At 72.0% G+C, this 26,633-nt stretch carries 23 protein-coding genes and 1 tRNA gene; 12 read left to right on the top strand and 12 right to left on the bottom strand.

The genetic code is table 11. The features are described from left to right. The first annotated feature begins 16 nt into the window (after window positions 1-16). From HNR70_RS10740 to HNR70_RS10750, 3 genes are all read left to right on the top strand, one after another. A complete protein-coding gene (locus HNR70_RS10740) occupies window positions 17-1,021 on the top strand; it encodes an LLM class flavin-dependent oxidoreductase (protein WP_184325655.1) in 1,005 nt (334 codons plus the stop codon). 108 nt (window positions 1,022-1,129) lie between these two features. After that, window positions 1,130-1,705, top strand: a complete 576-nt coding sequence (locus HNR70_RS10745) for a hypothetical protein (protein ID WP_184325656.1) — start codon at window positions 1,130-1,132, stop codon at window positions 1,703-1,705. Between the two features lie 39 nt (window positions 1,706-1,744). Beyond that, entirely contained in the window at window positions 1,745-2,569 is an 825-nt protein-coding gene (locus HNR70_RS10750) for a CPBP family intramembrane glutamic endopeptidase (RefSeq protein WP_184325657.1), read from the top strand. A gap of 113 nt (window positions 2,570-2,682) precedes the next feature. Here the strand turns inward: HNR70_RS10750 and HNR70_RS16235 are convergent, their stop codons facing one another. The 7 genes from HNR70_RS16235 to HNR70_RS10780 all read right to left on the bottom strand — a co-directional run bounded on the left by HNR70_RS16235 (window position 2,683) and on the right by HNR70_RS10780 (window position 8,292). Next, complete coding sequence (locus HNR70_RS16235; RefSeq protein WP_281383215.1) at window positions 2,683-3,465, bottom strand: TRAP transporter large permease subunit; 783 nt, start codon at window positions 3,463-3,465, stop codon at window positions 2,683-2,685. A gap of 62 nt (window positions 3,466-3,527) precedes the next feature. Beyond that, a complete protein-coding gene (locus HNR70_RS16240) occupies window positions 3,528-3,926 on the bottom strand; it encodes a TRAP transporter large permease subunit (protein WP_281383216.1) in 399 nt (132 codons plus the stop codon). A gap of 3 nt (window positions 3,927-3,929) precedes the next feature. Beyond that, window positions 3,930-4,463: a TRAP transporter small permease gene (locus HNR70_RS10760; protein WP_184325658.1), complete on the bottom strand. Its 534-nt coding sequence runs from the start codon at window positions 4,461-4,463 to the stop codon at window positions 3,930-3,932. Next, window positions 4,460-5,113 (bottom strand): type 2 periplasmic-binding domain-containing protein, encoded by a 654-nt coding sequence (locus HNR70_RS10765; RefSeq protein WP_184325659.1) that lies wholly within the window; start codon window positions 5,111-5,113, stop codon window positions 4,460-4,462. The genes HNR70_RS10760 and HNR70_RS10765 overlap by 4 nt, the downstream gene beginning before the upstream one ends. Window positions 5,114-5,365: 252 nt before the next feature. After that, complete coding sequence (gene groL / locus HNR70_RS10770) at window positions 5,366-7,003, bottom strand: chaperonin GroEL (protein WP_184325660.1); 1,638 nt, start codon at window positions 7,001-7,003, stop codon at window positions 5,366-5,368. Between the two features lie 348 nt (window positions 7,004-7,351). After that, complete coding sequence (locus tag HNR70_RS10775) at window positions 7,352-7,948, bottom strand: LytR C-terminal domain-containing protein (protein ID WP_184325661.1); 597 nt, start codon at window positions 7,946-7,948, stop codon at window positions 7,352-7,354. A 62-nt stretch (window positions 7,949-8,010) separates the two neighbouring features. Then, entirely contained in the window at window positions 8,011-8,292 is a 282-nt protein-coding gene (locus HNR70_RS10780) for a DUF3263 domain-containing protein (protein ID WP_184325662.1), read from the bottom strand. A gap of 200 nt (window positions 8,293-8,492) precedes the next feature. Here HNR70_RS10780 and HNR70_RS10785 point away from each other — a divergent pair, with 200 nt between their 5' ends. Continuing rightward, the gene (locus HNR70_RS10785) at window positions 8,493-9,170 is read left to right on the top strand and encodes a uracil-DNA glycosylase (protein ID WP_184325663.1); all 678 of its coding nucleotides are present in this window, start codon (window positions 8,493-8,495) and stop codon (window positions 9,168-9,170) included. Between the two features lie 31 nt (window positions 9,171-9,201). Here HNR70_RS10785 and HNR70_RS10790 read toward each other — a convergent pair whose 3' ends face one another. Continuing rightward, window positions 9,202-9,858, bottom strand: a complete 657-nt coding sequence (locus HNR70_RS10790) for a hypothetical protein (protein ID WP_184325664.1) — start codon at window positions 9,856-9,858, stop codon at window positions 9,202-9,204. Further along, window positions 9,851-10,531, bottom strand: coding sequence for a hypothetical protein (locus HNR70_RS10795; protein WP_184325665.1), 681 nt, complete (start codon window positions 10,529-10,531; stop codon window positions 9,851-9,853). Before HNR70_RS10795 ends, HNR70_RS10790 begins: the two co-directional genes overlap by 8 nt. 184 nt (window positions 10,532-10,715) lie before the next feature. On the opposite strand from HNR70_RS10795, the gene treS reads away from it, so the two are divergent. The 3 genes from treS to HNR70_RS10810 all read left to right on the top strand — a co-directional run bounded on the left by treS (window position 10,716) and on the right by HNR70_RS10810 (window position 15,985). Beyond that, window positions 10,716-12,500, top strand: a complete 1,785-nt coding sequence (treS, locus tag HNR70_RS10800) for a maltose alpha-D-glucosyltransferase (RefSeq protein ID WP_184325666.1) — start codon at window positions 10,716-10,718, stop codon at window positions 12,498-12,500. Between the two features lie 33 nt (window positions 12,501-12,533). Continuing rightward, on the top strand, window positions 12,534-14,144 hold the full coding sequence (locus HNR70_RS10805; RefSeq protein WP_184325667.1) for an MFS transporter: 1,611 nt from the start codon (window positions 12,534-12,536) through the stop codon (window positions 14,142-14,144). A 335-nt stretch (window positions 14,145-14,479) separates the two neighbouring features. Continuing rightward, on the top strand, window positions 14,480-15,985 hold the full coding sequence (locus HNR70_RS10810) for a variant leucine-rich repeat-containing protein (RefSeq protein WP_184325668.1): 1,506 nt from the start codon (window positions 14,480-14,482) through the stop codon (window positions 15,983-15,985). Between the two features lie 79 nt (window positions 15,986-16,064). On the opposite strand, the gene HNR70_RS10815 is transcribed toward HNR70_RS10810, so the two are convergent. The 3 genes from HNR70_RS10815 to HNR70_RS10825 form a co-directional block, all read right to left on the bottom strand. Continuing rightward, window positions 16,065-16,136, bottom strand: a tRNA-Thr gene (locus HNR70_RS10815). Between the two features lie 75 nt (window positions 16,137-16,211). Continuing rightward, a complete protein-coding gene (locus tag HNR70_RS10820; RefSeq protein ID WP_184325669.1) occupies window positions 16,212-17,027 on the bottom strand; it encodes a DsbA family protein in 816 nt (271 codons plus the stop codon). A 121-nt stretch (window positions 17,028-17,148) separates the two neighbouring features. Then, entirely contained in the window at window positions 17,149-19,485 is a 2,337-nt protein-coding gene (locus tag HNR70_RS10825; protein ID WP_184325670.1) for a serine/threonine-protein kinase, read from the bottom strand. 205 nt (window positions 19,486-19,690) lie between these two features. Here HNR70_RS10825 and HNR70_RS10830 point away from each other — a divergent pair, with 205 nt between their 5' ends. From HNR70_RS10830 to HNR70_RS10850, 5 genes are all read left to right on the top strand, one after another. Further along, window positions 19,691-20,368: an AIM24 family protein gene (locus tag HNR70_RS10830; protein WP_184325671.1), complete on the top strand. Its 678-nt coding sequence runs from the start codon at window positions 19,691-19,693 to the stop codon at window positions 20,366-20,368. 46 nt (window positions 20,369-20,414) lie between these two features. Continuing rightward, window positions 20,415-22,685: a circularly permuted type 2 ATP-grasp protein gene (locus HNR70_RS10835; RefSeq protein ID WP_184325672.1), complete on the top strand. Its 2,271-nt coding sequence runs from the start codon at window positions 20,415-20,417 to the stop codon at window positions 22,683-22,685. 10 nt (window positions 22,686-22,695) lie between these two features. Further along, a complete protein-coding gene (locus HNR70_RS10840) occupies window positions 22,696-23,715 on the top strand; it encodes a transglutaminase family protein (RefSeq protein ID WP_184325673.1) in 1,020 nt (339 codons plus the stop codon). A gap of 196 nt (window positions 23,716-23,911) precedes the next feature. Further along, on the top strand, window positions 23,912-24,829 hold the full coding sequence (locus HNR70_RS10845) for a formate transporter FocA (RefSeq protein WP_184325674.1): 918 nt from the start codon (window positions 23,912-23,914) through the stop codon (window positions 24,827-24,829). A gap of 252 nt (window positions 24,830-25,081) precedes the next feature. Beyond that, window positions 25,082-26,548, top strand: coding sequence for an FAD-dependent oxidoreductase (locus tag HNR70_RS10850; RefSeq protein WP_184325675.1), 1,467 nt, complete (start codon window positions 25,082-25,084; stop codon window positions 26,546-26,548). The last annotated feature ends 85 nt before the right edge of the window (window positions 26,549-26,633 follow it).

Genomic DNA, 26,633 nt, shown 5'->3' on the forward strand with positions numbered 1-26,633 from the left:
GGATAGCCTGAACAGTATGAATGCGCCTCATGTGCCCCTGTCGATCCTCGATCTCGTCTCCATCTCCGAAGGCCAGAGCACCCGTGAGGCGATCGCCGCCTCCATGGAGGGCGCACAGGCCGCAGACCGGCTGGGCTACGAGCGCTACTGGTTCGCCGAGCACCACAACACCAACTCCCTCGCCTCCTCGGCGACCTCGCTGCTGATCGATCGCGCCGCCTCGATGACCGAGCGGATCCGCGTCGGCTCCGGCGGGATCATGCTGCCGAACCACTCGCCGCTGTCCGTGATCGAGCAGTTCGGCACCCTCGTGCAGTTCCACGGCGACCGCATCGACCTGGGCCTCGGCCGGGCGCCGGGCACCGACCAGCTCACCGCGCAGCTGCTGGCCCGCACCTCCGCGGAGCCGTCGGCGTTCATCACCGCCGTCGAGCAGATGCGCGACTGGTCCCGCGAGGAGTACACCGGCGGCCTGCCGATCCACGCGGACGTCGCCCGCGGCACGGACGTGCCGATGTGGATCCTCGGCTCCACTGCCAACGGCGCGCGCCTGGCCGCGCAGCTGGGCCTACCCTTCGCCGTCGCCTCGCACTTCGCACCGTTCCAGTACCTGCAGGCGCTGGAGACCTACCGCGCCCACTTCGACCCGTCGGCCGACTCCGCCCAGATCGAGGCCCCCCACACCATGGTGGGCGCGAACCTCGTGATCGCGGAGACCGACGAGGAGGCGCAGCGCCAGTACACGACGCTGCAGCAGATGTTCCTCGGCGTGGTCACCGGGCAGCGCCAGAAGATCCAGCCGCCCAAGGACATCGAGGACGTCGCCGCCCCGCACCTGCTCTCGCAGGTCGACCAGACCCTGTCGATCAAGGCCGTCGGCTCCCCCGCCACCGTCGTCGCCCAGCTCGAGGAGATCGTCGCCGCGACGAAGGCCGACGAGCTCATCCTCACCGCCTACTACTACGACCCGGCAGACCGCCTGAAGGGCCTCGAGCTGCTCGCCGAGGCCTGGGGGCTCTGAGCCGGAAAGTTCTGAGCCGGAGAGTTCTGGGCCGGAGGGTTCTGGGTCGGCTCCTCCGCCCCTCCCCGCCGACTGGTAGAACTGGCGGCGGGGAGAAGGGGGACCACCATGAGGATCACCAACTCGGGACACGGCCGGAGCACAGTGCTGCGCACACTGGCAGGCGGAGCGCTGACCGCGACCGTGCTCGCGGGCTGCGGCCTGCTCGGCGGCGACCGCTCCGCGGACGAGGACTGGGCGCACGACGCGCAGAGCGAGCGCTACTACCCGCGCGACCTGCTCTCCCAGTCGGAGGACCAGGTGCGTGAACACTTCCCCGCGCTCGGCGACCCCGACTCGGTGACGATGACCGAGGGCCGGTTCACCGACCCGCACGGTCGAGCACCGCTTCCCGGACCGGACGACTACTGGTGGCAGGCCGTGATCGAGATCGGCCCCGAGGTCAGCGAGCAGCTCGTCACCGGTCCCGACGGCCCGGAGCCGGTTACCGAGGACGAGGTGCGAGGTCTGCTCGTCCCCACTCTCGAAACGGACTTCGCGGACTGCGGGAGCGGCTGGGTGGACGTGACCCCGGCACTCACCGGGAAGGGCCACGCGAATGTCAGCGAGGCCGGTGACCTCATCGAGCTCGCCGCCCTCTGCACGGACGACGGCCGCCTGGTCACCTCCCTCGCCGACATGTGAGGGCGGCCGCGGCGGTTCTCGGCCTGTCATGCTGTCCCCATGACGTCCCCGGACCTTGACGCCGAGGCCCCGCCCGCCACGCCGCGGCTCGCGCTGCTGCCCGCCGCCGGGGTGTCCGCCTCCGCGCTGCTGCTGTTCGGCCTGCAGCTGGGCGGCTGGGGGCATGCGCTGCTCGTGCTCAGCCTGCTCGGTGCGCTCGCGCTCTCCCGCGAACTGGCCAAGGACCTGGCCCTCATCGGCATCGGGATCACGATCGTCTCGACCACGTCGGTGGTCGCGTCGGTCGAATGGGACCGCTTCCTCACCATCGGCACCGTGCTGATCGCCGCCGTGACGGTGCCGCTGCTGCTGGACCGGCTGGTGCTGCGTCGGCGCGCGATCCGCTTCCCGCTGCGCACCGGGGAGCCCTGGTCGCGGGCGGAGCGGGCGTACATGGTCGCCGTGCCGTTCCTGGGCTGGCTGATCCTGCCCTTCTACTTCATCACCTCGGGCGTGTACCGCAACTGGCCGCAGATCTCCGACGGCGGGGAGCTCGCGCGCTTCTTCGTGGGCGTGAACTTCGTGGGCACCTGGGACGAGCTGTTCTTCATCTGCACCTGCTTCGCGCTGCTGCGCCGCCACTTCCCGGTGCGGATCGCGAACCTGCTCCAGGCGACGATCTTCGTGTCGTTCCTGTGGGAGCTCGGCTACCAGGCGTGGGGTCCGCTGCTGACCTTCCCCTTCGCGCTCCTGCAGGGTTGGCTCTTCTCCCGCACCGGCTCTCTGCTGTACGTGCTGATCGTGCACCTGCTGTTCGACGTGGTCGTGTTCCTCGCGATCGTCCACGCTCACAACCCCGGCATGATCCCGATCTTCCTGGTGTGAGGTCGCTGCGCCGGCCCGCACTCCGCCCGCGCACAGCACAGCGCCGCCGGCGCTTCGGGAAGCACCCGACGGGCAGCTTCCCGAAGCGCCGGCGGCGCCGAGGAGGGTTCGGGTCAGCCGGCGGCGCCGGTCATCCCCAGGATGTTCGGCAGGAACATCGAGATCTGCGGGATGAACACGACCAGCACCAGGCCGATGAGCAGCGCCGCGAAGAACGGCAGCATCTGCCGGATCACGGGTTCGACCCGGACGCCGCCCACCTTCGCGCTGATGAACAGGATGTTCCCCACCGGTGGGGTGATCGTGCCCAGCGACAGGTTGAAGGTGATCATCATGCCGAAGTGGATCGGATCCACCCCGAGTTCCAGCGCGATCGGCAGGAAGATCGGCGTGAAGATGAGGATCGCCGGGGTGGGATCCATGAAGGCGCCCACGATCAGCAGGATCAGCATCATCAGCAGCAGGATGACGGTCTTCGAGTCCGCGAGCGCCAGCAGCATCACCACGGCGGTGGTGCGGGCCGAGCCCGCGATCACCGACGGCAGGTTCTTCAGGGTGAGCTGTCGGTAGATCAGGCCCAGGATCAGCGAGTACGCGACCGCGATGACCGCCGATGCGGTGGCGGTGAAGAAGCCGACCAGCAGACCGCCGATGACGACGACGATCATGAAGATCGCCGGCAGCGCCTTGGCGAGGGTCTTCAGGGCGAGCCCCAGCAGGATCCTCTCGCCGCCGGCGCGCATCTCCGGGCGGCGCCGGGAGATGATCGCCACCACCACGATGCAGGCCAGCACCCACACCAGCCCCGGCCCGTAGCCGGCCATGAACAGCGTGGCCACGGAGGTCGAGGAGACCAGCGAGTACACGATGAGGGTGTTCGAGGGCGGGATCATCATGCCCGCCGGGGCGGAGGACGCGTTGACCGCGGCGGACAGCGCCGGGTCCTAGCCCTCGCGCTTCATGCGCGGACCGAGGGCGGAGCCCATCGCGGCGGCGGAGGCATGGCCGCCCCGGAGACGGAGCTGAACAGGGCGTTGCCGACCACGTTGGTCTGCGCGAGGGAGCCGGGCATCCGGCCCACGAGCACCTTCGCGGCGTCGATGAGCCGTTCGGCGATGCCGCCGGTGTTCATGAGCGATCCGGCGAGGACGAAGAACGGGATCGCCAGCAGCGTGAAGGAGCTGGCGCCGGTGAACATGCGCTGGGAGGCGACGAACACGGCCTGCTCGGTGCCGACCACCGCGGCAAGCGCGAGGATCGAGGGCAGGCCGATGGCGATCGCGATCGGTGCACCGATGCCGATGAGGACGACGACTCCGGCGATCAGGATGATCGCGGCGAGGGTTGCGGGATCCATGGCTCAGGCCCCCTTCTGCTCGGCCGCGTCGATGGCGGCCTCGGTCTGGGCGTCGTCGCCGGCGAGCATGTCCTCGCCGCGCGCGGCGCGCACCAGGTCCTCGAGGGCGAACAGGGCCATGAGCACACCCGCGATCGGCAGGGCGAGGTACATCTGCCCCACGGTGACGGGCAGGCCGGGGATCGCCTGGTCCCAGGAGATCGCCATGCCGCGGAGGCCGCCCCAGGTCAGGCCCAGCAGCGCGAAAGCCAGCACCGAGACCTGCGCGCGGATGTTGGTGATGCGCTGGGCGGGACGCGGCATCAGGCGGGCGAAGAAGTCCACCGCCACGTGGCCGCGCTCCCCGAACACCATCGCGACGGCGAAGAGCACCAGCCAGATGAACAGGTACTGGGAGAAGGTGGTGGTCCAGGCGCTCGGGGCCTGCAGCACCTGCCGGGTGAACACCTGCCACATCACCACGACCACCAGCACCACGAACAGCACGATGCTGATCCAGGTCAGTCCCGTGACGAGCTTCCTGCGCGGCTCGCTCATCGCTCCGCCCCCATGTCCTCGGCGAGCGCGCGCACGCGCTCGTACAGGTCCTCGTCCTCCGGGGTGGCCAGGAACGACCGCCCCACCTCCTCGATCGCCGGCCCGAAGGCCTCGCGGTCGGTGTAGACGTGGCGGGAGCCCTGGGTGAAGCCGCCGAGCACGCGCAGGCGCCGCTCGTCCTCGAGGGAGGAGAACAGCTCACCCACGATCGACTCGTCGCCGAGCACGGCGGTCTGGTGCGCGATGTCCACGAACGCGCCGGGAAGGTTCAGTGGTCGGAAGGCCATGGAGAGGTTCTCCACCTGCGGGGCGGAGATGACCGCCATGGCGACGCTGCCGTCGGAGACGAGCTGGACGACCTCCTGCTGCGCGCCGAGCGCTTCGTTGGCGTAGATGCGGGCGCCACAGCGGCCCTCGGTCGCCTCGGCGAGCCGCTCGCCGCAATAGGTCAGCGCCAGATAGCTGGGGTGGGTCTCGGTCTGGTTCAGGGAGACGGTGAGGATGTTCTCGACATCCGTGGCGGCACCGGCGTCGGTGGGCGCGCAGCCCGCCATCGCGAGCGCTCCCGCGCCGAGCACGGGGATGCCGGTGAGCAGCGCTCTGCGTCCTGGTCGTGGCCCTGGTGGGCGTGCGGTCGTCGTCGACCTCATGGGTCCTCCTCCTCGGGGACGCCGAGGAGCGGCGCATCTCGACGTCCTCGGCGGTGCGCCGCCATCCTGTCGTGTCCGACGATCCGGCACCTGCCGTCGCCGAAGGTTTCCTGACTTCTCCCGCAGAGGCGTCTGCTCGTCTGCCTCGCCCCTCCCCGCCCCCCGGACATGACGGGGCCCCGACCCTCCGCAGAGGATCGGGGCCCGTCGAGCGCTCGGGTGGAGCGGCAGGTGATCAGCCGTGAGGCTGGATCACATCATGCCGCCCATGCCCCCCATGCCGCCCATGTCGTCGCCACCGGCGGGAGCCTTGACCGGCTCCGGCTTGTCGGCCACAACGGCCTCGGTGGTGAGGAACAGGCCGGCGATGGACGCGGCGTTCTGCAGCGCGGAGCGGGTGACCTTGACCGGGTCGATGATCCCGGCGGCGACCAGGTCCTCGTACTCGCCGGTCGCGGCGTTCAGACCCTGGCCGACGGGGAGGTTCTTGACCTTCTCCGCAACGACGCCGCCCTCGAGACCGGCGTTGACCGCGATCTGCTTGAGCGGGGCCTCGATGGCCACCTTGACGATGGCGGCACCGGTGGCCTCGTCGCCCTCGAGCTCGAGCTTGCCGAAGGTGTCCGCGCCGGCCTGGAGCAGGGCCACGCCGCCACCGGCGACGACACCCTCGTCCACGGCGGCCTTCGCGTTGCGCACCGCGTCCTCGATGCGGTGCTTGCGCTCCTTGAGCTCCACCTCGGTGGCGGCGCCGGCCTTGATGACGGCCACGCCGCCGGCCAGCTTCGCGAGGCGCTCCTGGAGCTTCTCGCGGTCGTAGTCCGAGTCGGAGTTGGAGATCTCGGTGCGGATCTGGGAGACGCGACCGGCGATGCGGTCGCCGTCGCCGGCGCCCTCGACGATGGTGGTCTCGTCCTTGGTCACGACGACCTTGCGGGCCTGGCCGAGCAGCTCGAGACCGGCGGTCTCCAGCTTGAGGCCGACCTCCTCGGAGATGACCTGGCCGCCGGTGAGGATGGCCATGTCCTCGAGCATCGCCTTGCGGCGGTCGCCGAAGCCGGGGGCCTTGACGGCCACGGACTTGAAGGAGCCGCGCAGCTTGTTGACCACGAGCACCGCGAGGGCCTCGCCCTCGACGTCCTCGGCGATGATCGCGAGCGGCTTGCCGGACTGGATGACCTTCTCCAGCAGCGGCAGCAGGTCCTTGACGGACGAGATCTTGGAGGAGATCAGGAGGATGTAGGGATCCTCGAGGACGGTCTCCTGGCGATCGGCGTCGGTGACGAAGTAGGGCGAGATGTAGCCCTTGTCGAACCGCATGCCCTCGGTGAGCTCCAGTTCGAGGCCCATGGTGTTGGACTCCTCGACCGTGATCACGCCCTCCTTGCCGACCTTGTCGAGGGCCTCGGCGATGAGCTCGCCGATGGCCGGGTCGGCCGCGGAGATGGCGGCGGTGGAGGCGATCTGCTCCTTGGTCTCGATCTCCTTGGCCTGCGCGAGCAGGGTCTCGGAGACGGAGGCGACGGCCTTGTCGATGCCGCGCTTGAGCGCGATCGGGTTGGCGCCGGCGGCGACGTTGCGCAGGCCCTCCTTGACCAGGGCCTGGGCGAGGACGGTGGCGGTGGTGGTGCCGTCGCCCGCGATGTCGTCGGTCTTCTTGGCGACCTCCTTCACCAGCTCGGCGCCGATCTTCTCGTAGGGATCGTCGAGTTCGATCTCCTTGGCGATCGACACGCCGTCGTTGGTGATGGTGGGGGCGCCCCAGGACTTCTCGAGCACGACGTTGCGACCCTTGGGGCCGAGGGTGACCTTGACGGCGTCGGCGAGCTGGTTCATACCCCGCTCGAGGCCGCGCCGGGCCTCCTCGTCGTAAGAGATGAGCTTGGCCATTGTGGAATCTCTCCCGTGTCTGTGATGTCCACCCGGCCCAGTGCCCGCGACGGACGGGTGCCGACTCCGTGTTCATGTCCCACGGCGCCGACGCCCTCACGGGGCCGGAATGTTCAGGTCCCGGTGCGCGGAGGCTGCGAGCGCGGAGGCTGTCACTCCCGAGCACCGAGTGCCAGATCATCATAAGCACTCTGCCCCTGAGAGTGCTAACCGTCCGCTGGGAGCGGACGGCCGGGCCGGGACCGGAACAGCGCGGGGCGGAAGAGCAGCGCGCCGCCCCTCGTGATCGAGGGGCGGCGCGCCGGATGCTGCGGGCGGCCGACGGGGTGGCGCCGTCGGCCGGGAGGATCAGCCCTCCCCGTCGCCCTCTTCCTGGTCGCCGTCACCGGGCTCGGCGACGGCGACGAAGGTGATGGGCGCCTCGTACTCGTCGCTCTGGACCGCGTCCCCGGCACCGACCTGGTCGGCGAGGGCCTGCGCGGTGTCGGCGTTGGCCTCGTCGCGGTAGAAGACGACCGGCTCCTGCTGGGCGTTCTGCGCGGTGGCGATGCTGACGTCCTCCCAGCCCTGCTCCTCGAGGGTGGACTGCCAGGTGCCGGCCAGGCCGTTGATGCCGCCGGCGTTGACCACCTGGACGGGGACGGACAGGTCCGGCTCCGCGGCGGGCTCCTCGGCAGCGCTGGACTCCTCCGCGGCGGCGGACTCGCTCTGCTCGCTCTCGGCCGCGACGGTCGGGTCCTCGGCGCGCTCGTCGCCGTCGCCTCCGACGCCGCCGATCACGAACAGGAGCACCACGAGCATCACCGCGGCAGCGCCGATGATGATGATGTACAGCAGGTTCTCCCGCCAGAAGGGCAGCTCGGCGCGATGGGCGCCGTGGAAGGTGACGGCGTCCGCCTCGTCGTCGAATCGGTCCGGCGGGTAGGGATACTGGGAATCAGCCACGGACCCATTAGACCAGCTCCGGGACTCACGGGCACGGAGCACACGCCTGGTGGCGGAGCGTCTCAGGCCACGCGGTGGTCGTCGCCGGCGGCGGTGTCGCCGTCCTCGGAGGTGCGCCGGCCGCGCAGGCGGTTGACGACGGCGGGGGCGGCGCGCAGGGCCGCGGGCTCGTCGAGCAGGGCGTTCAGCCGCACGTAATAGGCGACCTTGGACATGCCGATCTCCTCGCGGATCGCCCGCTCCTTGGCGCCGACGTAGCGGAAGGCGCGGCTCTCGAGCGCGAGGATCCGCCGGTCGCGATCGCTGAGGCCGCCCTGCGGTCCCGGCAGTGACGCATCGGACATCGTTTCCGGTGCGTCGGCGGCGCCACGAGGACGCGAAGCGGGGGCGGAGGGCATGGAGCGAGGGTACGCGGAGGCTGCGCCGCCGCCCCCCAGGCTCGCCGTCGGGCACCGCGAGGTGAGGCACCGCTCAGCGCGCGGCCCGGTGCCGGGCTCTCCGGAACCGGGGCGGCCGCGACCTGTCGAGATGATTGACTGGCCGCATGCCCGCTGCGCTCAACGAGACCATCGCCGGCGACTGGGCCGAAGCCCTCGCCCCTGTCGAGTCGTGCATCCATGCCCTCGGTGACTTCCTGCGCGAGGAGGTGGCCTCCGGCCGCGGGTACCTACCCCCCGGGGACCGGGTGCTGCGAGCCTTCACCCGGCCGATGTCCGAGGTGCGGGTGCTGATCGTGGGCCAGGACCCCTACCCCACGCCCGGCCATCCCATCGGGCTGAGCTTCGCGGTCGAGCGTGACGTGCGACCGCTGCCCCGCTCGCTCGCGAACATCTACCGCGAGCTGGAGACGGACCTGGGGATCGCCCCGGCGCCGCACGGCGATCTGGGCGCCTGGCAGGAACAGGGGGTGCTGCTGCTGAACCGGGTGCTCACCGTGACCCCGGGCGGGGCCGCCTCGCACCGCCGTCGCGGCTGGGAGGAGGTCACCGAGCAGGCGATCCGCGCCCTGGTCGCACGGGGCGGCCCCTTGGTCGCGATCCTGTGGGGGCGCGATGCGCAGTCGCTGATCCCGCTGCTCGGCGAGGTGCCCCACGTGGCGAGCCCCCATCCGAGCCCGCTGTCCGCCTCGCGCGGCTTCTTCGGCTCCCGCCCCTTCTCCCGCACCAACGCCCTGCTGGAGCAGCAGGGCGCGACCCCGATCGACTGGAGGATCCCCGCATGACCGCACTCACCAGCGCGCCGGATCCCACTGGTCAGTCGGCGACGTCGACGCTGTCCAGGATCGCCTCGACCTCGGGATCCATGGCCGTGGTGCCGACGGTGCGCAGGTGGAACATCAGCACGTCGTCGCCGACGTCGCCGCAGTAGAGCTGCTCGACCGCGTCCTGACCGTCGGCGGTGCCGGTGATCTCCCAGCCCACCAGCTCGATCCCGTCGACGGTGCGGGAGGGCAGCTCGGCGGGATCGCTCTGCTCGTCGAAGCCGAAGCCCATCCGGTCCGACTCCATCTCGCACGTCACCAGCGCATGCACGCCCGGGAGGGAGCCCTGGAACACCGCGAGCTCGCGTGGCGCCGACGAGAGCTCGTCGGCCGGCTCCTCGTCGCGGACGGTCACGTACTGCCCGGAGGCCGAAGGCACGGAACCGGGGGCGTCGACGATCCACCCCACGGGATGCTCGAGCGAGAACACCTCGTTGGAATGCGTCGCGAGCTCGACCGCGGGCGTCGTCGGCCCCGGCGCCGCGCCGCCGCCGGCACGGTCCCGCCACAGCACCACCCCGATCACGCCCGCCAGCACGGAGAGCAGGAGCAGGAGCACACAGCAAGCGCCGAGGAGCATCCACGGCGTGCGCGAGGTCCCTGAGGGAGACGGGCTCCCGGGCATGTTCACAGGCATGTTCTCAGGCATCCGCCCACCTCCAGCTGTCCAGGACCTCGCGCATCCGCGGTGACAGCTCGGTGCCGCCATGGCTCTCGACCACGATCTGCACCACCTCGTCGCCGACGTCTGCGCAGTACATCTCCCCCACCACGTCCTGCCCCTCGTGGGTGCCGAGCGTGCGGTGGGCGGGAAGCTCCCGCCCTCCGAGCTCGACCGGCTCGAGCTCCTCCGGGTCCCCGCTCTCGTCCCATCCGAAGCCCGTCCAGATCGCCTGGGTGCGGCAGGTCATCACGGCATGGAACTCGGAGGCGAAGAGGTAGACGGTGATGCTGTCCGCGGCGTTCTCGTCGAGGTCGGTGGGGTCCACGTCCGCGCTCGCGATCTGTGCGACCACGCCTGCGCCGGACTCGTTCGCGCGCTCGGTGAGATCCGCCCACTCCGCCGGATAGGAGAAGGAGAAGGCCTCGTGGGAGAACGTGACGGGCGGCGGAGTCGTCGGATCCGCGGGCTCGTCGGAAGCCACGGCCCCGGAGCGGCTGCCGATCACGTACATCGCACCGCCGCCGACGCCGAGGACCACGAGCACCACCAGGGTGAGCAGGCAGGCGCCGAGGAACCACAGCAGCGGGCCCGGCCGCCTGGTGCCCTGCACCTGCGGCCCGCTCTGCCCCTGCACTCCGCCCTGCATCGGCTGTCCCATCGCCTCCCCCTCCCGTTGGTCGCCCCGTCGTGCCCCCGCACCCGGCCGCGGCGCGGCCGGGTCACGCGCCATCGTACGGAGCCCGTCGGCCGCGCGGGCCCACCGTCGGCGGCGCGCCCACTAGTGTGGTGCTTCGCCGGACGACCGCGAACGACGCGACCCCGCACGACGCCTGGAGGAACCGATGCCCCTTAACGCCGCCCAGTTCACGCCGCAGGGCCCGGGAGTGGACTACGACCCCCACTGGTATCGCAAGGCCGTGTTCTACGAGGTGCTGGTGCGCGCCTTCGCCGACGGCAACGGTGACGGCACCGGCGACTTCTCCGGACTCATCGATCGTCTGGACTACCTGCAGTGGCTCGGCATCGACTGCCTGTGGCTGCCGCCCTTCTTCGCCTCCCCGCTGCGCGACGGAGGCTACGACATCTCCGACTACGAGGCGGTGCTGCCCGAGTTCGGCTCGATCACCGACTTCGAGCGTCTGGTCTCCGAGGCGCACCGGCGCGGGATCCGCGTGATCATCGACCTGCCGATGAACCACACCAGCGACAAGCACCCCTGGTTCCTCGAGTCCCGCTCGGACCCCGACGGCCCCTACGGCGACTTCTACGTCTGGTCCGACACGGACGAGAAGTACCAGGAGGCGCGCATCATCTTCGTGGACACCGAGGAGTCGAACTGGACCTTCGACCCGGTGCGCCGCCAGTTCTTCTGGCACCGCTTCTTCTCCCACCAGCCCGACCTGAACTTCGAGAACCCGGCCGTGCGGAAGGCCATGTTCGACGTGGTGAAGTTCTGGCTGGACAAGGGGATCGACGGCTTCCGCGCCGACGCGATCCCGTACCTCTACGAGGAGGAGGGGACCGACGGGGAGAACCTCCCGGCCACCCACGAGTTCCTCGCCGACCTGCGCCAGTACGTGGACGCGCACTGGCCCGGCCGCGTGATCATCGCCGAGGCGAACCAGTGGCCCGAGGACGTGGTGGAGTACTTCGGCTCCGAGGAGCGGCCCGAGTGCCACATGTGCTTCCACTTCCCGGTGATGCCGCGGCTGTTCTACGCCCTGCGCGAGGGCAGCGCCCGCCAGATCATCGACATCCTCGAGGACACCCCGGAGATCCCCGCCGGCGCCCAGTGGGGCACCTTCCTGCGCAACCACGACGAGCTGACCCTGGAGATGGTCAGCGGCGAGGACCGCTCGGCGATGCTGGGCTGGTACGCGCCGGACTCGCGGATGCGCGCGAACGTGGGCATCCGTCGGCGCCTGGCGCCGCTGCTGGACAACTCCCGCTCCGAGCTGGAGCTGATCCACGCGCTGCTGCTGTCCCTGCCGGGGTCGCCGTTCCTCTACTACGGGGACGAGATCGCGATGGGCGACAACATCTGGCTCGAGGACCGCGACGCGGTGCGCACCCCGATGCAGTGGACCCCGGACCGCAACGCCGGGTTCAGCGAGATCACCGACCCCGGCAAGCTGTACCTGCCGGTGATCCAGTCGCTCGTCTACCACTACACGACCACCAACGTGGAGGCGCACATGGCGCACTCCAGCTCCCTGCTGCACTTCGTGCGCTGGATGCTGGCGGTGCGCAAGGAGCACGACGCCTTCGGGCTGGGCGTCTACCGCAACGTCCCGGCGGACTCGGACCGGGTGCTGGCCTTCACCCGCACCTACGACGGCTCCGAGCACGGCGAGGAGGCGGAGCAGCACGCGGAGACGCTGCTGTGCGTGTTCAACCTGTCCGGCCAGCCGGTCACCGCGTCCCTGGAGCTCGGCGGCCTCGCCCGGCGCACGGTGCGGGACCTGTTCGGCGGGCACGAGTTCCCGGCGATCGGCGAGGACGGATCGCTGACCCTGACCCTCGGCGCGCACGGCTACTACTGGTTGAAGGTGCGCCCTCTGCACCCCGACGGCGAGCCGATGACGGTCACGACCGCCTTTCCGGTCATCTCGTCCGACGACGACTGAGCGCCGCACACACCCCCGCGCGCCGCGATCGGGATGATCGCCGTCGCCGCCGCGGCCGCGTTCCTCGCCACCTTCGACGAGACGTTCCTGAACGTCGCCCTCACCCCGATCATGGGGACCTTCAGGGTGGACGTCGCCTCGGTGCAGTGGCTGACCACCGGGTATCTGCTGGTCGCGGCCGTGTTCGTGCCGGTCGCGGGTGTCCTCTACCACCGCATCCCGACGCGGCCGCTGTTCGTCGCGGTGGTCGCGCTGATGGTGGCCGGCTCCGTGGTCGGGGCGCTCGCCCCGACCTTCACGGTGCTGCTGCTGGGGCGTCTGCTCCAGGCGGTCGGCACGGGACTGCTCACCCCGATCGGCATGAACATCACCCTCGCCGTCGCCCCGCGGGAGAAGCTGGGCCTGGCGATGGGGATCATGGCCGCGATGACCACCCTCGGCCCCTCGATGGCGATCGTCGTCTCCGGCGCGCTGCTGTCCGTCGCGCCGTGGACCACCCTGATGTGGGTGTTCGGCGGGCTCGCGCTCGCGGTGCTCCTCGCCGGGGCGCTGCTGCTGCGCACGGTCGCCGAGCTCGGCCGTCCCGTGCTCGACGTGCCGTCCTTCGTGCTGGTCGCGGTCGGTCTGGTGGGTCTGCTCTACGGCATATCCACCGCTTTCAGCGGCAGCGGCCTGGTCCCCGCCCTCAGCGCGCTCGCGGGGGTGCTCGCCCTGGCCGGCTTCGTCCTGCGCCAGCGCCGGGCCGCCCATTCCCTGCTGGACCTGCGCCCCTTCCGCTCGGCGCCGTTCGTGCTGGGCGTCTGCATGACCATGCTGGGGCTGCTGTTCGTGTTCGCGATGAACGTGGTCATCCCGCTGTTCCTGCAGTCCGCAAAGGGGCAGACCCCGATGGGCGCCTCCCTCACCCTCGTCCCCGGCATCCTGCTCACCGTCGTGCTCGGCCCGATCGCGGGTCGCCTGTTCGAGCGCCACGGCGGGCGGGTGATGATCCCGGCCGGCTTCACGATCATGGCCGTGTTCACGCTGGTGGTGGGCGTCGCCGCCGGGAACGAGTCGGTGCTGCTGCTCGGCGCGCTGTACATCCCCGCGGTGCTCGCGACCTCGCTCGTCATCGGCCCCTCGCAGACCTTCGGTCTGTCGCACCTCGGCCGTGAGGAGAGCCCCCACGGCGCCACTATCGTCTCGACCAGCTTCCAGATCGCCGGCTGCCTGGGCACCTCGCTCGGCGTGGGCGTCTACGGCGCGGTGACCGCGCTCGGCCTCGAGAGCGGGGCGGAGCAGGACGCCGCCGCGACCTCCGGCTTCCTCTCCGACGGCGACGTCATGCGCTATCTCGCCGCCGAGCACCCGAGCTCCACGAACATCTGGTCGTTCGCGACCGGGGAGTCCGAGGACCTCGACGAGGCGCTGCGCGACCTCGTGTCGCTGCCGGTGATGCGCCTGGCCGCCCGCGAGGTGGTCACGGTCGATGCCGACGCGTCGATCGCCGAGGCGGTCGCACTGCTCTCCGACCAGCACCTGAAGAAGGTGCCGGTGGTGGCGGGCGAGGACGGCCGGATGGTCGAGATCGTGAACCGCTCGGCGATCACCCGCCTGGCGCTCTCGCGCCATCTCGAGGCGCGCGCCGAGCTCGTGGATGCCTGAGGGGCGCCGGCCCCCGAGGCGCACAGTCGTCTGATGCGCACGGGCGTCTGATGCGTCACGGAGGCAGGGGGATCCGCCCGCGGCGGCTCCCCCTGCCTCCTGCGCACGCGGGCGGTGGCCGTTCGCGCAGGTCGATCGGGGGTGCGGGCGGCCGACGGGGGCCGTCGGCCGAGGCGTCCAGGGCCCCGCGCCGCCTGTCCTCTGTGACGCAGGGCATGGGGACTCCAAGGGGCGTGTGTCATTCTCGTGCCTCGGCATCGCGCGTCCCGGTGCGTGCCACGACCCCGCGTCCCGTGTGGAAGGGCCGGGCGGACCCGCGAGGAAGGGAGAGCACGGTGGCAGAGCACCGTTCGACGGCGCAGGAGGCGGAGGACCCGGGCACGAGCCCGGAGCGGCTCCTCGAGCTCACCGAGAAGCACCCTCAGCTGCACCGGCTGCTCGCGCTGAACCCATCGACCCCGGACGTCGCCCGGCAGTGGATCCTCGCGACGAACCCCTGGGCGAAGAAGGCCTACGAGCAGAGCACCGGCACCGCGGAGCCCGAGGTGACCCGCGGGACAGGCGATGCCGGTGCGAGCGAGGAGGCCGACGAGGGCGAGCCCACCCAGGCCCACGCCGTGGTGTTCGACGAGGATCCCTCGGAGGCCGACGAGGGCGAGCCCACGCAGGCCCAGCCGGCCGTGGTCGACGAGGACCCGGAGGAGGGCGAACCGACGCAGGCACACGCCGTGGTCGTCGACGATGACAACGCCGGATCGGCTGGGGAGCCGGCTGGCCGCCCTGACCCGTCGGCCGACGCGGACCCCGACAGCCCCACGGTCTGGGGCGACTACCCCGACGACCTGCTGTGGGGCGGCTCCGCCGCAGCCACCGCCGCAGCGGCCGGCGCAGGGGCCGCGCCGAGCAGGCCGGACGACTCCCCGACCATCGCCCGGCCCTCGGCCACGACGCCCCCGCCGGCCGCGCCCCTGGGGTCCGGGACCTCCCCCGCGGTCCCGGACGAGCACCGGGCCGGGTCCCCCGTCGTCCGGGTGTCCCCGCAGAGCGGGGTCGTCCCGCTCGGCGCCTCCGCCGCCAGTGCGGGCACCCCCGTCACCGCGCCTCAGCGGGTCGGAGCCGCGGGCGGCCCTGCGGCCGGCACCGCCACCGCGAGCACGGGAGCCCCCGTCACCGCGCCCCAGCGGGTGGGGTCCGCGGGCGCAGGTGCCGCGGGCGCCGGCGCGCCCTCCACCACCGCACCCCAGCAGCCGGTGCAGGAGGGCGACTCCTCCTCCAGCACGAAGAAGCTGCTGCTCGCCGCCGGCGGCTGCCTCGTGCTGGGGCTCGTGCTGCTGCTCGTGATCGCTCTGGCCGGGCGTGCGCTGTTCACCTCGGGCGAGGAGGAGTACGAGCGCGACAGCACCACCACCGCTGCCGAGGCCACCACCACCGAGGGCCCCACCTCCGAGGAGGCCACCACCGAGGAGGAGACCCCGTCCCAGGACCCCGTCTCCCCCGCCCCGGAGGACGCTCAGGACCTCGCGCAGGTCGTCTCCCCCACCGGGAACATCAGCTGCGTGCTGGGCGAGGACGGGGTGGGCTGCTCGGTCGTGGAGCGCAGCTTCGCCGGCGACCTCCAGGACTGCGACAGCGGCCCCTTCTCGATCCAGGTCGCGGACGGCGATGCGGCCATGGCCTGCGGCTCCTCGTTCCTCAGCGGCGAGGCGCAGACCCTCTCCTACGGCAGCAGCACCACCGTGGGCGACAGCGCCTGCACCAGCAGCTCCGAGGGTATGACCTGCTGGAACGTCATGACCGGCAAGGGCTTCAGCGTGAACCGCTCGGGATACGAGACGTTCTGACCCACGCTCCGTCGGGCCTCGAGGCTCCCGAACGACGAACAGGCCGCCATGGGCATCCATGGCGGCCTGTTCCCTATCGAGCTGGAGACGAGATTCGAACTCGCAACCACCTGTTTACAAGACAGGTGCGCTACCGTTGCGCCACTCCAGCGGGAGGGACCGGCCGCCGAGGCGACCGGTCCCCATGAGTGTAGAGGCTGAGGCCCGAGCGGGCCCGCTCAGGCGATCAGCCCTGGCCGCTGCCCGAGGCGCCGCCCGCGTCGGAGGCGGCGGACCCGCCCGCGGCGAGCACGGCCTCGCGCAGCGCCCCCTCGGTGCTCCACTGCTCGAACTGGGTGCCGTCGATCTCGATGTACGGGGTGCCGCCGCCGTTCTCCTCGCCGTACGGGTCCGCGACCTGGCGCACCCACGGCTGGTAGGTCTTCGCGCTCATGCAGGACTGCACGGAGTCCGAGGCGCCGGCCTCCTGGGCGTAGCCCCAGATCTCGTCGTCGGTGAGACCCGCGGTGCCCTCGGCGGGCTGGTTGGCGAACATCAGCTGCTGGAAGGGGAGGACGTTCTCGGGGTTGTCCTCGTACACGCACACCAGGGCGTTGGCGGCGCGGGAGGAGTAGTCGCCGGAGGTGGACTGGGTGTCCAGGAAGCGGCGCGGCACGAGGTGGATCGTGGCCTCCTGGTCGTTGACCATGGTCTCGAGGTCGGCACCGTTGATCTGCTCGAACTGGCCGCAGTAGGGGCACATGAAGTCGAGGTGGAGCTCCACCACGGGCTTCCCGGAGTCCTCGGGGGCGCCGAGCACAAGGTAGGGCTGGTCCTCGGCGACACCGGCCGGGGTGGCCACGGGGCCGGCGGGCTGCAGCGAGCGGTAGATGAACACGCCCGCGCCGGCGACGAGCACGAGCGCGACCACGGTGACCGCGGCGATGACGACGGTGCGGACGGTGCGCTGACGCTTGAGCTCCGCCTGCCGCTGCTTGCGCAGGGCCTCGCGCTGGGCTTCGCGGCGCTCCTGCGCCGACATGGAGGGACCGGACGCGGCCATGGGATCTCCTCGCCCCGCGAGGGGCAGCTGTCGATGATGGGGTCGAGGGGAGTTTATCGGTCCCGACCTGAGCGGGCCCGGGGCGCATGGCGCACCTCACGCGTGAAGTCCGCGATCGGGCTCAGCGCCTCCACACGGCGATGTCGGCCAGCCGCGGGCCGTCCGGGAACGGGAAGTAGTCGACCATCCCCTCCCGGGCCACGAGGGCGAAGACGATCGCGCCGAGCAGCAGCAGGAGCAGCACCAGCACGATCGCGCCCCACATCATGTCCGGGGCGGCGGCATCCATCATCCGATGCGCGCCGTTGCGGGTGGTCCGGCTGCCGAGCCCCACCCAGGTGATCAGCAGGGTGATGGCCATCGCGACCGCGAACGCGACCCCGTCGGGCGGAGGTGTGCCCTGGAGCAGCGTCCAGCCGGCGTCGAGGGCGACCCCCACCAGCAGTCCGAGCACGAGGGGCAGCACGGCCTGCAGCGCGATCTCGAGGAGGCCGAGCAGGAAGCGGAAGGGGCTGGCGAGCGCGGCGGCCGCGGTGGGCCCGGAGCCGGTCGCACCGCGCATCCGCTGCGCGGAGACGGCACGGTGCGTGCGCTCCCAGGCGCGGGCCACCGCGCCGAGCAGCAGCATCATCGCGAGCGCCACGTACGGGGCGAGCGCCGCGAGCGCCACGATCAGCACGTGCCCGAGCCACACCAGCAGCGGCCGACGGGGCGGTGGCGGCGCGCCCCACACTCCGGGCGCGATCATCTGGCCGGGGTGCTGACCGGGGTGCTGTCCCGGCATCTGCTGCGGTGCGATGCCCTGCCCCGGCCACTGCTGGGGGGTGTGCTGGACGGGCGCCTGCTGGACGGGCGCCTGCTGGACGGGGGCATGCTGCACCGGCGACTGCGGGGCCTGCGCCCGCGGCCAGGCCGGCTGCGCCGCCGGGCGGGGCGCGGGCTGGGCCCGCTGGACGGGGCCCTGCTGCACGGGGGCCTGCTGCACGGGGATCTGCCGGGTCGGGAAGCGGCTGCTGCGCTGCGGCGCGGCCGGGAACTGTGACTCGCCGTGCTGCACCCCTCCGTTCTGTGCAGTGCCGTGGTGGGAGGCGGCGGGCTGCCCGTATACCGGGCGCTGCGGGGGCAGCTGCTCCGTCGGCGGCTCCTGGGGGGTGTCCCGTCGGCCGACAGGGCCGTGCGGGGGCGGCACGGCCGGCATCGCCCGCGTGGGGTTCTGCACCACCGGGATCACCTCGGTGACGGGCACGTCCGGGGTGGAGATGCGGGGCAGCATCTCGGTGGGCTCCTCGCCGTCGTCGATCACGGGGAGCATCTCGGTCGCCCCCTCGGGCACGGGCCCCGCATCACCCGCGGCGTGTGCGGCACGCGCCTCGTCGGCCCGCACATCGTCGGCCCACGCCTCGTCAACCCACGCCTCGTCGGCCTCGTCGGCCGAGCCGGCAGCCGTCACACCCGCGAGCCCGGCCCCGCTCGCGACCCCGGCCCCACCCGCGACCCCGGCCCCACCGGCGAGGTCCGCCGTGCGGCCGTCCGCGCCCAGCGCCTCGGTGACTCCGGGATCGTCGTAGCGGGTGAGGTCCAGCTCTGCGAGTCGGACCAGCATCTCCTCGGGCTCGGGGCGCTCGGCCGGGTCGGCGCGCAGCGCGGAGCGCAGCCAGTCGGCGAGCTCGGTGGGCAGCCCCTCGACGTCCAGCTCCCCGCGCTCGGCGCGCAGGAACACCAGGTCCGCGCGCCCCGAGCCGAAGGGCTCGCGGCCGGTCGCGGCGAAGGAGAGCAGCGCCGCCCAGGACCACCAGTCGCCCTCCACGCCGGCGCGGTTCGTGCTGACCACCTCGGGGTCGAGATAGGCGGCGGTGCCCATCACGAGCCCGGTCGAGGTCAGGCGCGACTCCTCCGCGGCGATCGCGATGCCGAAGTCGATGATCACGGGGTCCAGCCGGTCCCCGTCGGGGTCGAAGCCCACGAGGTCCGCGTCCCGCGCGCCGCGCAGCAGGACGTTGCTGGGTTTGAGGTCGCGGTGGATCACCCCGGCGGCGTGGATGTCGCGCAGGGACTCCCCCATCGCCAGGCCGATCTCCCGCACCGCCTCGGGGTGCAGCCCGCCGTGGTCGCACACCGCGTCCTCGAGGGTGGGGCCGGGGATGAACTCGGTGACCACGAAGGCGTCGGGCGAGTCGAGCTCCGCATCCAGGATCCGCACGATCGAGTCGTTGCGGACCATCCGCTGGGCGGTCACCTCGCGCGAGAGCCGCTCGCGGGCGCGGGGGTCGTCGGCGATCTCGTGGCGCAGCAGCTTGATGGCCACGTCGTTCCCGTCGGCGTCCTGCGCCCGGTAGACGATCCCCATCCCGCCCGCGCCGATCCGGCCCAGGATCTGGTAGCCGGACTCCTCGGCGAGCGCGCGCAGGCGCGGGTCGGTGGTGACCGGCGAGCGTCGGGGCGTGCGGGACTCGGACATGTCCGCCATGCTACGAGGCCCCGCCCGGGAGCCGCGCTGCCTTCACGGCTCCCGCACAGGCTCCCCTCCAGCTCCCTCCGGGTGGGAAACCCCCTCCCCGCACCGGGCTCCGGCGTGAGACGATCCGAGCGCGGCGCGGTGGGCGCCGCCCCGGGGCTCCGTCCCGGCCCGCATGCCACGAGGGCACCACGAGGAAAGAGGCGCCATGCGCTCCACCCTGTTCGACGCCGCCAACCATGAGCGCCAGACCAACGAGAGGTGGGCGCTGCAGTCCTCCAAGATGCTGCGCTGCGCGCTGGGTCCGCAGTCGCCGGAGATCATCTCGTCGGCCGGGGCGATGGTCGCCTACCAAGGCCAGATGGACTTCGCCTACCAGGGCTCCGGCGGCGGCATGAAGCTGCTGAAGAAGATGGCCACCGGCGAGGGCGGGAACATGATGCGCACCCGCGGGCAGGGCGAGATCTTCTTCGCCCGCAGCAACAACGAGATCTTCCTGCTCCAGCTCGAGGGCGATGCGCTGACCCTGAACACGCGCAACATGCTCGCCTTCGACAGCTCCATCCAGTGGGACATCCGCTCGGTCGGCGGGGCGGGGATCATGGCCGGAGGACTGTTCAACCTGTTCCTGCAGGGCCACGGCATGGTCGCGGTCACGAGCGACGGCCCGCCGCTGCTGCTGGACTGCTCCCAGCAGCCCACCTTCGTGGACCCGCAGGCGGCGGTGTGCTGGTCGGCGAACCTGCAGCCGCAGATCAAGAACGACTTCAAGATGGGCTCGCTCATCGGTCGCGGCTCCGGGGAGTCCTTCCAGCTGGGCTTCCACGGCCCCGGCTTCGTGGTCGTCCAGCCCTCCGAGGGCCCGGTCGTCGCCGCGTCCGCCTGAGCGCTCGTCCAGCACCGGTCCGTCCGGTCGCGTCTACCATGGCCCGGTGACCATCTCACCCCCGCCGGCCCTGGTCGAGGAGCTCACCGCCCTCGGCCCCTCGGGCCGACGGCGGGCGGCGACGTCGGCCGCCGCCATGTTCGCGGCCGACGTCTCCACCGCCGCGCCCGTCATCGACCCCGTCCCCGTCGTGCTGGACGCCGAGTCCTGGTCGGAGCTGTCCGCCGGACTGCTCCAGCGCGTGCGCTTGCTGGACGCCCTGTACAAGGACCTGTACGGTCCGCGCACCGTGCTCGCCGGTGACATCGCCCCCGTCGGCGCCCTGCTGAGCGACCCCGCCTACCTGCGCCCCGCGGTGGGGATGCCGGCCCGCGGCGCCCACCACCTCTTCGCGGTCACCACGACCGTCTCCCGCACGGCCGACGGCGCCTGGGTGGTCCACGAGGACACCACCGACGTGCCCCGCGGCGCGGGGATCGCGCTCGAGCTGCGGCGGGTGCTCTCCCGCTCCGCGCCGACGCTGTACCGCTCCACCCCGGTGCGCCGACTGCACCCCTACTTCGACATGCTGCGCACGTCCCTGCACCACCGCACCCGCGCCGACGGCCGGCCCGGGCGCACCGTGGTGCTCGCCGACGACTCCGCGGAGCCGCTGACCGCCTTCGACCACAGCTGGCTGGCGAACCTGCTGGGCGCCCCGATGATCTCCGTCGGCGACCTGCGCACCGGCTCGGGCACCCTGACCCTGCGCCTGTCGGGCCTGGCCTCCGATCCGGGCGACTCCGTCGACGCGGTGCTGCGCCTGATCCCCTCGCAGCTGCTGGACCCGCTGGACCTCGGCCCCACCCCGCTCGGCGGGGTGACGGGACTTGTGGAGGCGGCCCGCTGCGGGGACGTCGAGCTTCTGAACCCGCTGGGGGCGGGCCTGCTGGAGAATGCGCAGCTGCGCGAGGCGCTGCCGGACCTGTGCCGGCAGATGCTCCACGAGGACCTGCTGCTGCGCCCCGCGGGCGGCGCGGAGCCCGCCGGCTGGCTCTGCACCGACCCCGCCGGCGGCGACGAGCTCGTGGAGCGGCCGGCGCGCCTGACCCTGCTGGTCATGGCCACCGAGGACGGTTACGAGGTGCTGCCCGGCGGCATCGCCCGCACCGCCGACGAGCACCCCGAGACGCTCAAGGACGTGTGGGTGACCGTCGCCGAGAGCGCCGCCGTGCCCGACGAGGAGCCGGTGCCACCGCGGGCCGCGGACCTGCCGGATCCCTCCCGCGCGGTCGTCTCCTCGTTCCCGGCGATGACGAGGTCGGTCGGCTCGGACCTGTTCTGGTTCGGTCGCTATCTCGAGCGGGTCGACTCCACCGCGCGCCTGCTGCGCACGATCCTGGACACCTCCAACGACCTGGGCTCCGAGCGGGGCCGCAGCGCCCGCACTGCCCGCACCGTGCTTCTGCGCACGGTGACCGAGGTGACCACCACCTATCCCGGCTTCCACGACATGGACCTGCAGGACCCCGAGTCGGTGGGCACCGAGATCCTCTCGCTGCTGACGGACCTGAGCCGCCCCGGCTCCCTCGCGCAGTCCTACGCCGCGCTCGCCCACACCACCCGCACGCTGCGCGAGCTGATCTCCGACGACGTCTGGCCGATCATCACGAGGATGCGCACCCGCGTGGTCACCCTCGCCTCGACCGACCACCACCCGCTCGAGCAGGGGCTGACCGAGCTGATCGACGGCTGCCTGACCCTGTCCGGCGCGGTGGCCGATGCGATGCCCCGCGACCTGGGCTGGGATCTCACGGAGATCGGCCGCAAGATCGAGCGGACCATGAGCCTGATCGCCCTGCTGCGCGCCACCCTCGGCCACCGCCGCACCGGCGCCGCCGAGGTGCGGATCGGCGGCGCGGTCGCGCAGATCACCGAGTCCAGCGCCGCCTACCGGCGCACCTTCCTCGCCGGGATGCAGTCGGAGCTGCTGGTCGAGCTGCTGCTCAGCGACGCCACCCTGCCGCGCTCGATCGCCTTCCAGCTGGACCGTCTCGGCCAGGCGCTGGACCGCCTGCCCGAGCTGACCCCGTCCCCCGAGCTGCGCGCCCCGCTGTCCGAGCTGCGTAGCCGCATCGCCTCCTGGGAGCCGCAGGCGCTGCTGCGCCCGCTCGAGGGCGCCACCGCCCTCCCCGGGCCCGGGGCCGGCGTGCCCACCCCGCTGCTTCAGGAGGCCGACGCCGCCATGGAGTCCCTGCGCGAGCTCGCCACCGCGCTCGAGAACCGCTACTTCCGCCCCTCCGAGGCGACCAGCCGCTGGGGGGTGGACGATGTCTGAGCAGCCTCCGATGCCCGAGCCGTCCCCCGCGCCCGCCCCGTCGGCCGACCGGCGCCGCCCCCTGATCCCGCTGCGCAGCGAGGACGTGCCCGCCGTGGAGCCGGTCCACTACCGGGTCCACCACCTCACCTCGTACCGCTACGCGAAGCCCGTCTCGCGCAACTACGGCCGCGCGCACGTCGAACCGCGCGCCACTCCGCACCAGCGGGTCCTCTCTCACGAGGTCGTCGTCGATCCGGCGCCCGCGCGCCTGACCGCGCACACCGACTTCTACGGGAACTCCTCGACCTACCTGCTGGTCGACACCGCGCACGACCAGCTGGAGGTGCACTCGCACGCCCGGGTCTCGGTGGCCGAGCGCCGCTACCCGCTCGAGCCGATGTCCCGCCCGTGGGAGCTGTGCACCCCCGAGCACTGGGGCCCGCTGATGCCGGGATCGAGCCTGGACTTCGTCCACCCCTCCCCGCGGATCCCCGAGGGCACCGCGGCGCGGGAGATCTCCGCGGAGGTGTTCACGCCCGGCCGCGCGATCGGCGAGTGCCTCGCGGACCTCACGGCGCTGATCCACCACGACTTCACCTACGACTCCGGCGCCACCACCGTCACCTCGACCCTCGACGAGGTCCTCGCCGCCCGGCACGGCGTCTGCCAGGACTTCTCCCACGTGGGCGTGGCGGCGGCGCGCGCTGCGGGTCTGGCCGCGCGGTACGTCTCGGGCTACCTGCGCACGGCCCCGTCGGCCGGGGGTGCGCTCGGCACCGAGCCGGCCGGCGAGATGATCGGCTCCGCCGCGTCCCACGCGTGGCTCAGCGTGCTCGTGCCCGGCACGGGCTGGGTCGACATCGACCCCACCAACCGCACCTTCGTGGACCAGCGCTTCGTCACCACCGCCTGGGGACGGGACTACGCGGACGTGCCGCCGCTGAAGGGCATCGTGGTCGGTCCGCCCGGCGCGACCAGCACCCTGAAGGTCGCCGTCGGCGTGGTCCCCGAAGCGCCCGAGCCGCCGCTCGGCGAGTCCCCCGCCTGAGGATCGGCCGACGGGGTCGGGCGGGCCGGTCGGTAGGCCCGTGCGGGCCGACCGACGGGACGGAATCCTCATTGATCCGGTGCGGGCGAGCGTAGCCTGAGCCCCGACTACCGGTCGGAAACGTCGGCACGCGCAGCGCGCTCCTGTGCCGGCGCCGCCGCCCGCGCCCCCCCCCGCACGCAGAACAGGATCAGCGATGAACGCCTCCTCCCCCGATCCGAAGACGGCCGCCGCCGCGACCCCGCCCTCCACCGTCGCCCTCGCACCCAAGCAGCTGGCCCAGACGCTCGAGGACGGCATGTACGCGAAGGCCACCGCCCCGCTGGGACGGATGTTCCTCCAGACCCTCTCCGGCGGCGCGTTCATCGCCCTGGGCTTCGTGTTCATGGTGACCTCGCAGCAGGGCATGGGCGACTGGCCGATCGGCATCGCGAAGCTGCTCGGCGGCGCGGTCTTCTCCGTGGGCCTCGGCCTCGTGGTCATCAGCGGCTCGGACCTGTTCACCGGCACCACCATGACCCTCGTGCCGCGCCTGTCCAAGCGCATCACCACCGGCCAGATGCTCAAGCACTGGGGCATCTCCGCCGGCGGCAACTTCCTCGGCGCCTTGGGTGTGGCGCTGCTGATCCTGTTCGCGGGCACCCACGCCACCAACGGCTCCGCCTGGGGCCTGGTGGTCCTGAACTCCACTCAGGCAAAGCTCTCCTACGACTGGCACCAGGCCTTCTTCCTCGGCATCCTCGCGAACTTCGCGGTCTGCCTGGCGGTGTGGGCCGCGACGGCCGGCAAGACCGTCGCCGACAAGATCCTCGCCGTCGCCGGCCCCGTGGCCCTGTTCGTCTCCACCGGCTTCGAGCACTCGGTCGCCAACATGTTCATGCTCCCCATGGGCCTGCTGATCAAGTACACCGCCGGTGACGCCTTCTGGCAGGGCGAGGCCATGCGCGCCGCCGGGAAGAGCGTCGAGGACTACGCCTCGATCACCGTGGGCTCCGCGCTGTGGGACAACCTGATCCCGGTGCTGCTGGGCAACATCGTGGGCGGCGCGGTGCTGGTCGGCGCCTACTTCTGGTCGGTCTACCGCCGCGGCGACGCAGACCTCGCGAAGGGCTGAGCGAAGGGCTGAGCGAAGGGCTGAGCGAAGGGCTGATCGCCGCCGTCGGACGGGCCCGGCGGCACTGCGGCCGAACCGTCGGCCGACGGGCCCGCCCCGGCCCCGCCACCCGAGCACGCCCCCTGAGCGGGCCGCGCCGCACCCTGCGGCGTCGGCCCGCTCACACTGTCCCGGGGGCCGGGGAATTCCGCGTATAGAGTGGTGCGGAAATCCGTGCGACCCGGCGCCACCGCGCCACGAGACCGAGGTGAGATGTCCTCCTCCCAGCAGCCCTTCCGCCTGGCAGTGATCGGCTCCGGCCCCGCCGGCGTCTACGCCGCAGAGACCCTGCTGCGCTCCGCGCCGGTCAAGAGCGGCGAGCTCGAGGTGAGCATCGACCTGTTCGACCGGTTCCCGGCGCCGTTCGGGCTCATCCGCTACGGCGTGGCCCCCGACCACCCGCGCATCAAGGGCATCATCACCGCCCTGCACCGCATCCTGGGCCGCGGCGACATCCGCTTCCTCGGCGACGTCGAGTTCGGCACCGACCTCACCATCGAGGACCTGCGCACCCACTACGACGCGGTCATCCTCGCCACCGGCGCCCTCAAGGACGCGGACCTGGACGTGCCCGGCATCGAGCTCGAGGGCTCCCACGGCGCCGCCGACTTCGTCGCCTGGTACGACGGCAACCCCGACTACCCCCGCACCTGGGACCTCGACGCCGAGCAGGTCGCCGTGATCGGCAACGGCAACGTCGCCCTGGACGTCGCCCGCGTGCTCGCCAAGAGCGCCGACGAGCTGCTACGCACCGAGATCCCCGCCAACGTCTACGAGGGGCTGAAGGCCGCCTCCACCACCGACGTGCACGTCTTCGGCCGCCGCGGCCCCGCGCAGACCAAGTTCTCCCCCCTCGAGGCACGCGAGCTCGCCCACCCCAAGGGCCTGCAGGTCGTCATGGACCCCCGCGACCTCGAGCAGATCACCGAGGCCGAATGGGAGACCATCAAGGCCGACAAACGCACCGACCAGGTCGTGCAGACCTTCGTGGGCTGGCTCGAGGAGCAGCAGCGCCGCGAGGCCGCCGGCGAGGAGCCCACCGACCGCGAGGGCAACCCCGTCGAGCGCCGCCTGCACATGCACTTCTGGCACCGCCCCGTCGAGGTCCTCGGCGAGGACGGGACCGTCACCGGCATGCGCTTCGAGCGCACCCGTCTGGATGCAGAGGGCAACCTCGAGGGCACCGGCGAGATGGTCGACTACGAGCTCGGCGCCGTCTACCGTGCCGTGGGCTACCACGGCTCCGAGCTGCCGGGCGTGCCCTACGACGCCCGCCGCGGCGTCATCATCAACACCGCCGGGCGCGTCACCGAGGCCGACGGCACCGTCATCCCCGGCGTCTACGCCAACGGCTGGATCAAGCGCGGCCCCGTGGGCCTGATCGGCGCGACCAAGTCCGACGCGATCGAAACCATCACCTGCCTGCTCGAGGACATCGAGTCCGGCACCCTGGCCTCCGCCCCCGAGCGCGACGACGACGCGATCCTGCGCGTCCTCGACGAGCGCGGCGTGCAGTACACGACCTGGGACGGATGGATGGCCCTGGACGCCCACGAGAAGGCGCTCGGCGCCGCCGCGGTGGACGCCGACGGCGAGCCCCGTGCCCGTATCAAGGTCGTGGACCGTGAGGAGATGGTGCGCGTCTCCCGCGAGGGCGTGAACTCCCCCGCCAACGCCTGAGCGGGTTCTTCCTCCCGGCCACGGTGCCTGAGGCGTCGCTACCCATGCGTGGTGGCGACGCGTCAGGCACCGTGGCTGCAGATTG

The sequence above is a fragment of the Brachybacterium aquaticum genome (assembly GCF_014204755.1).
In the GTDB taxonomy this organism is placed as follows: Bacteria; Actinomycetota; Actinomycetes; order Actinomycetales; family Dermabacteraceae; genus Brachybacterium; species Brachybacterium aquaticum.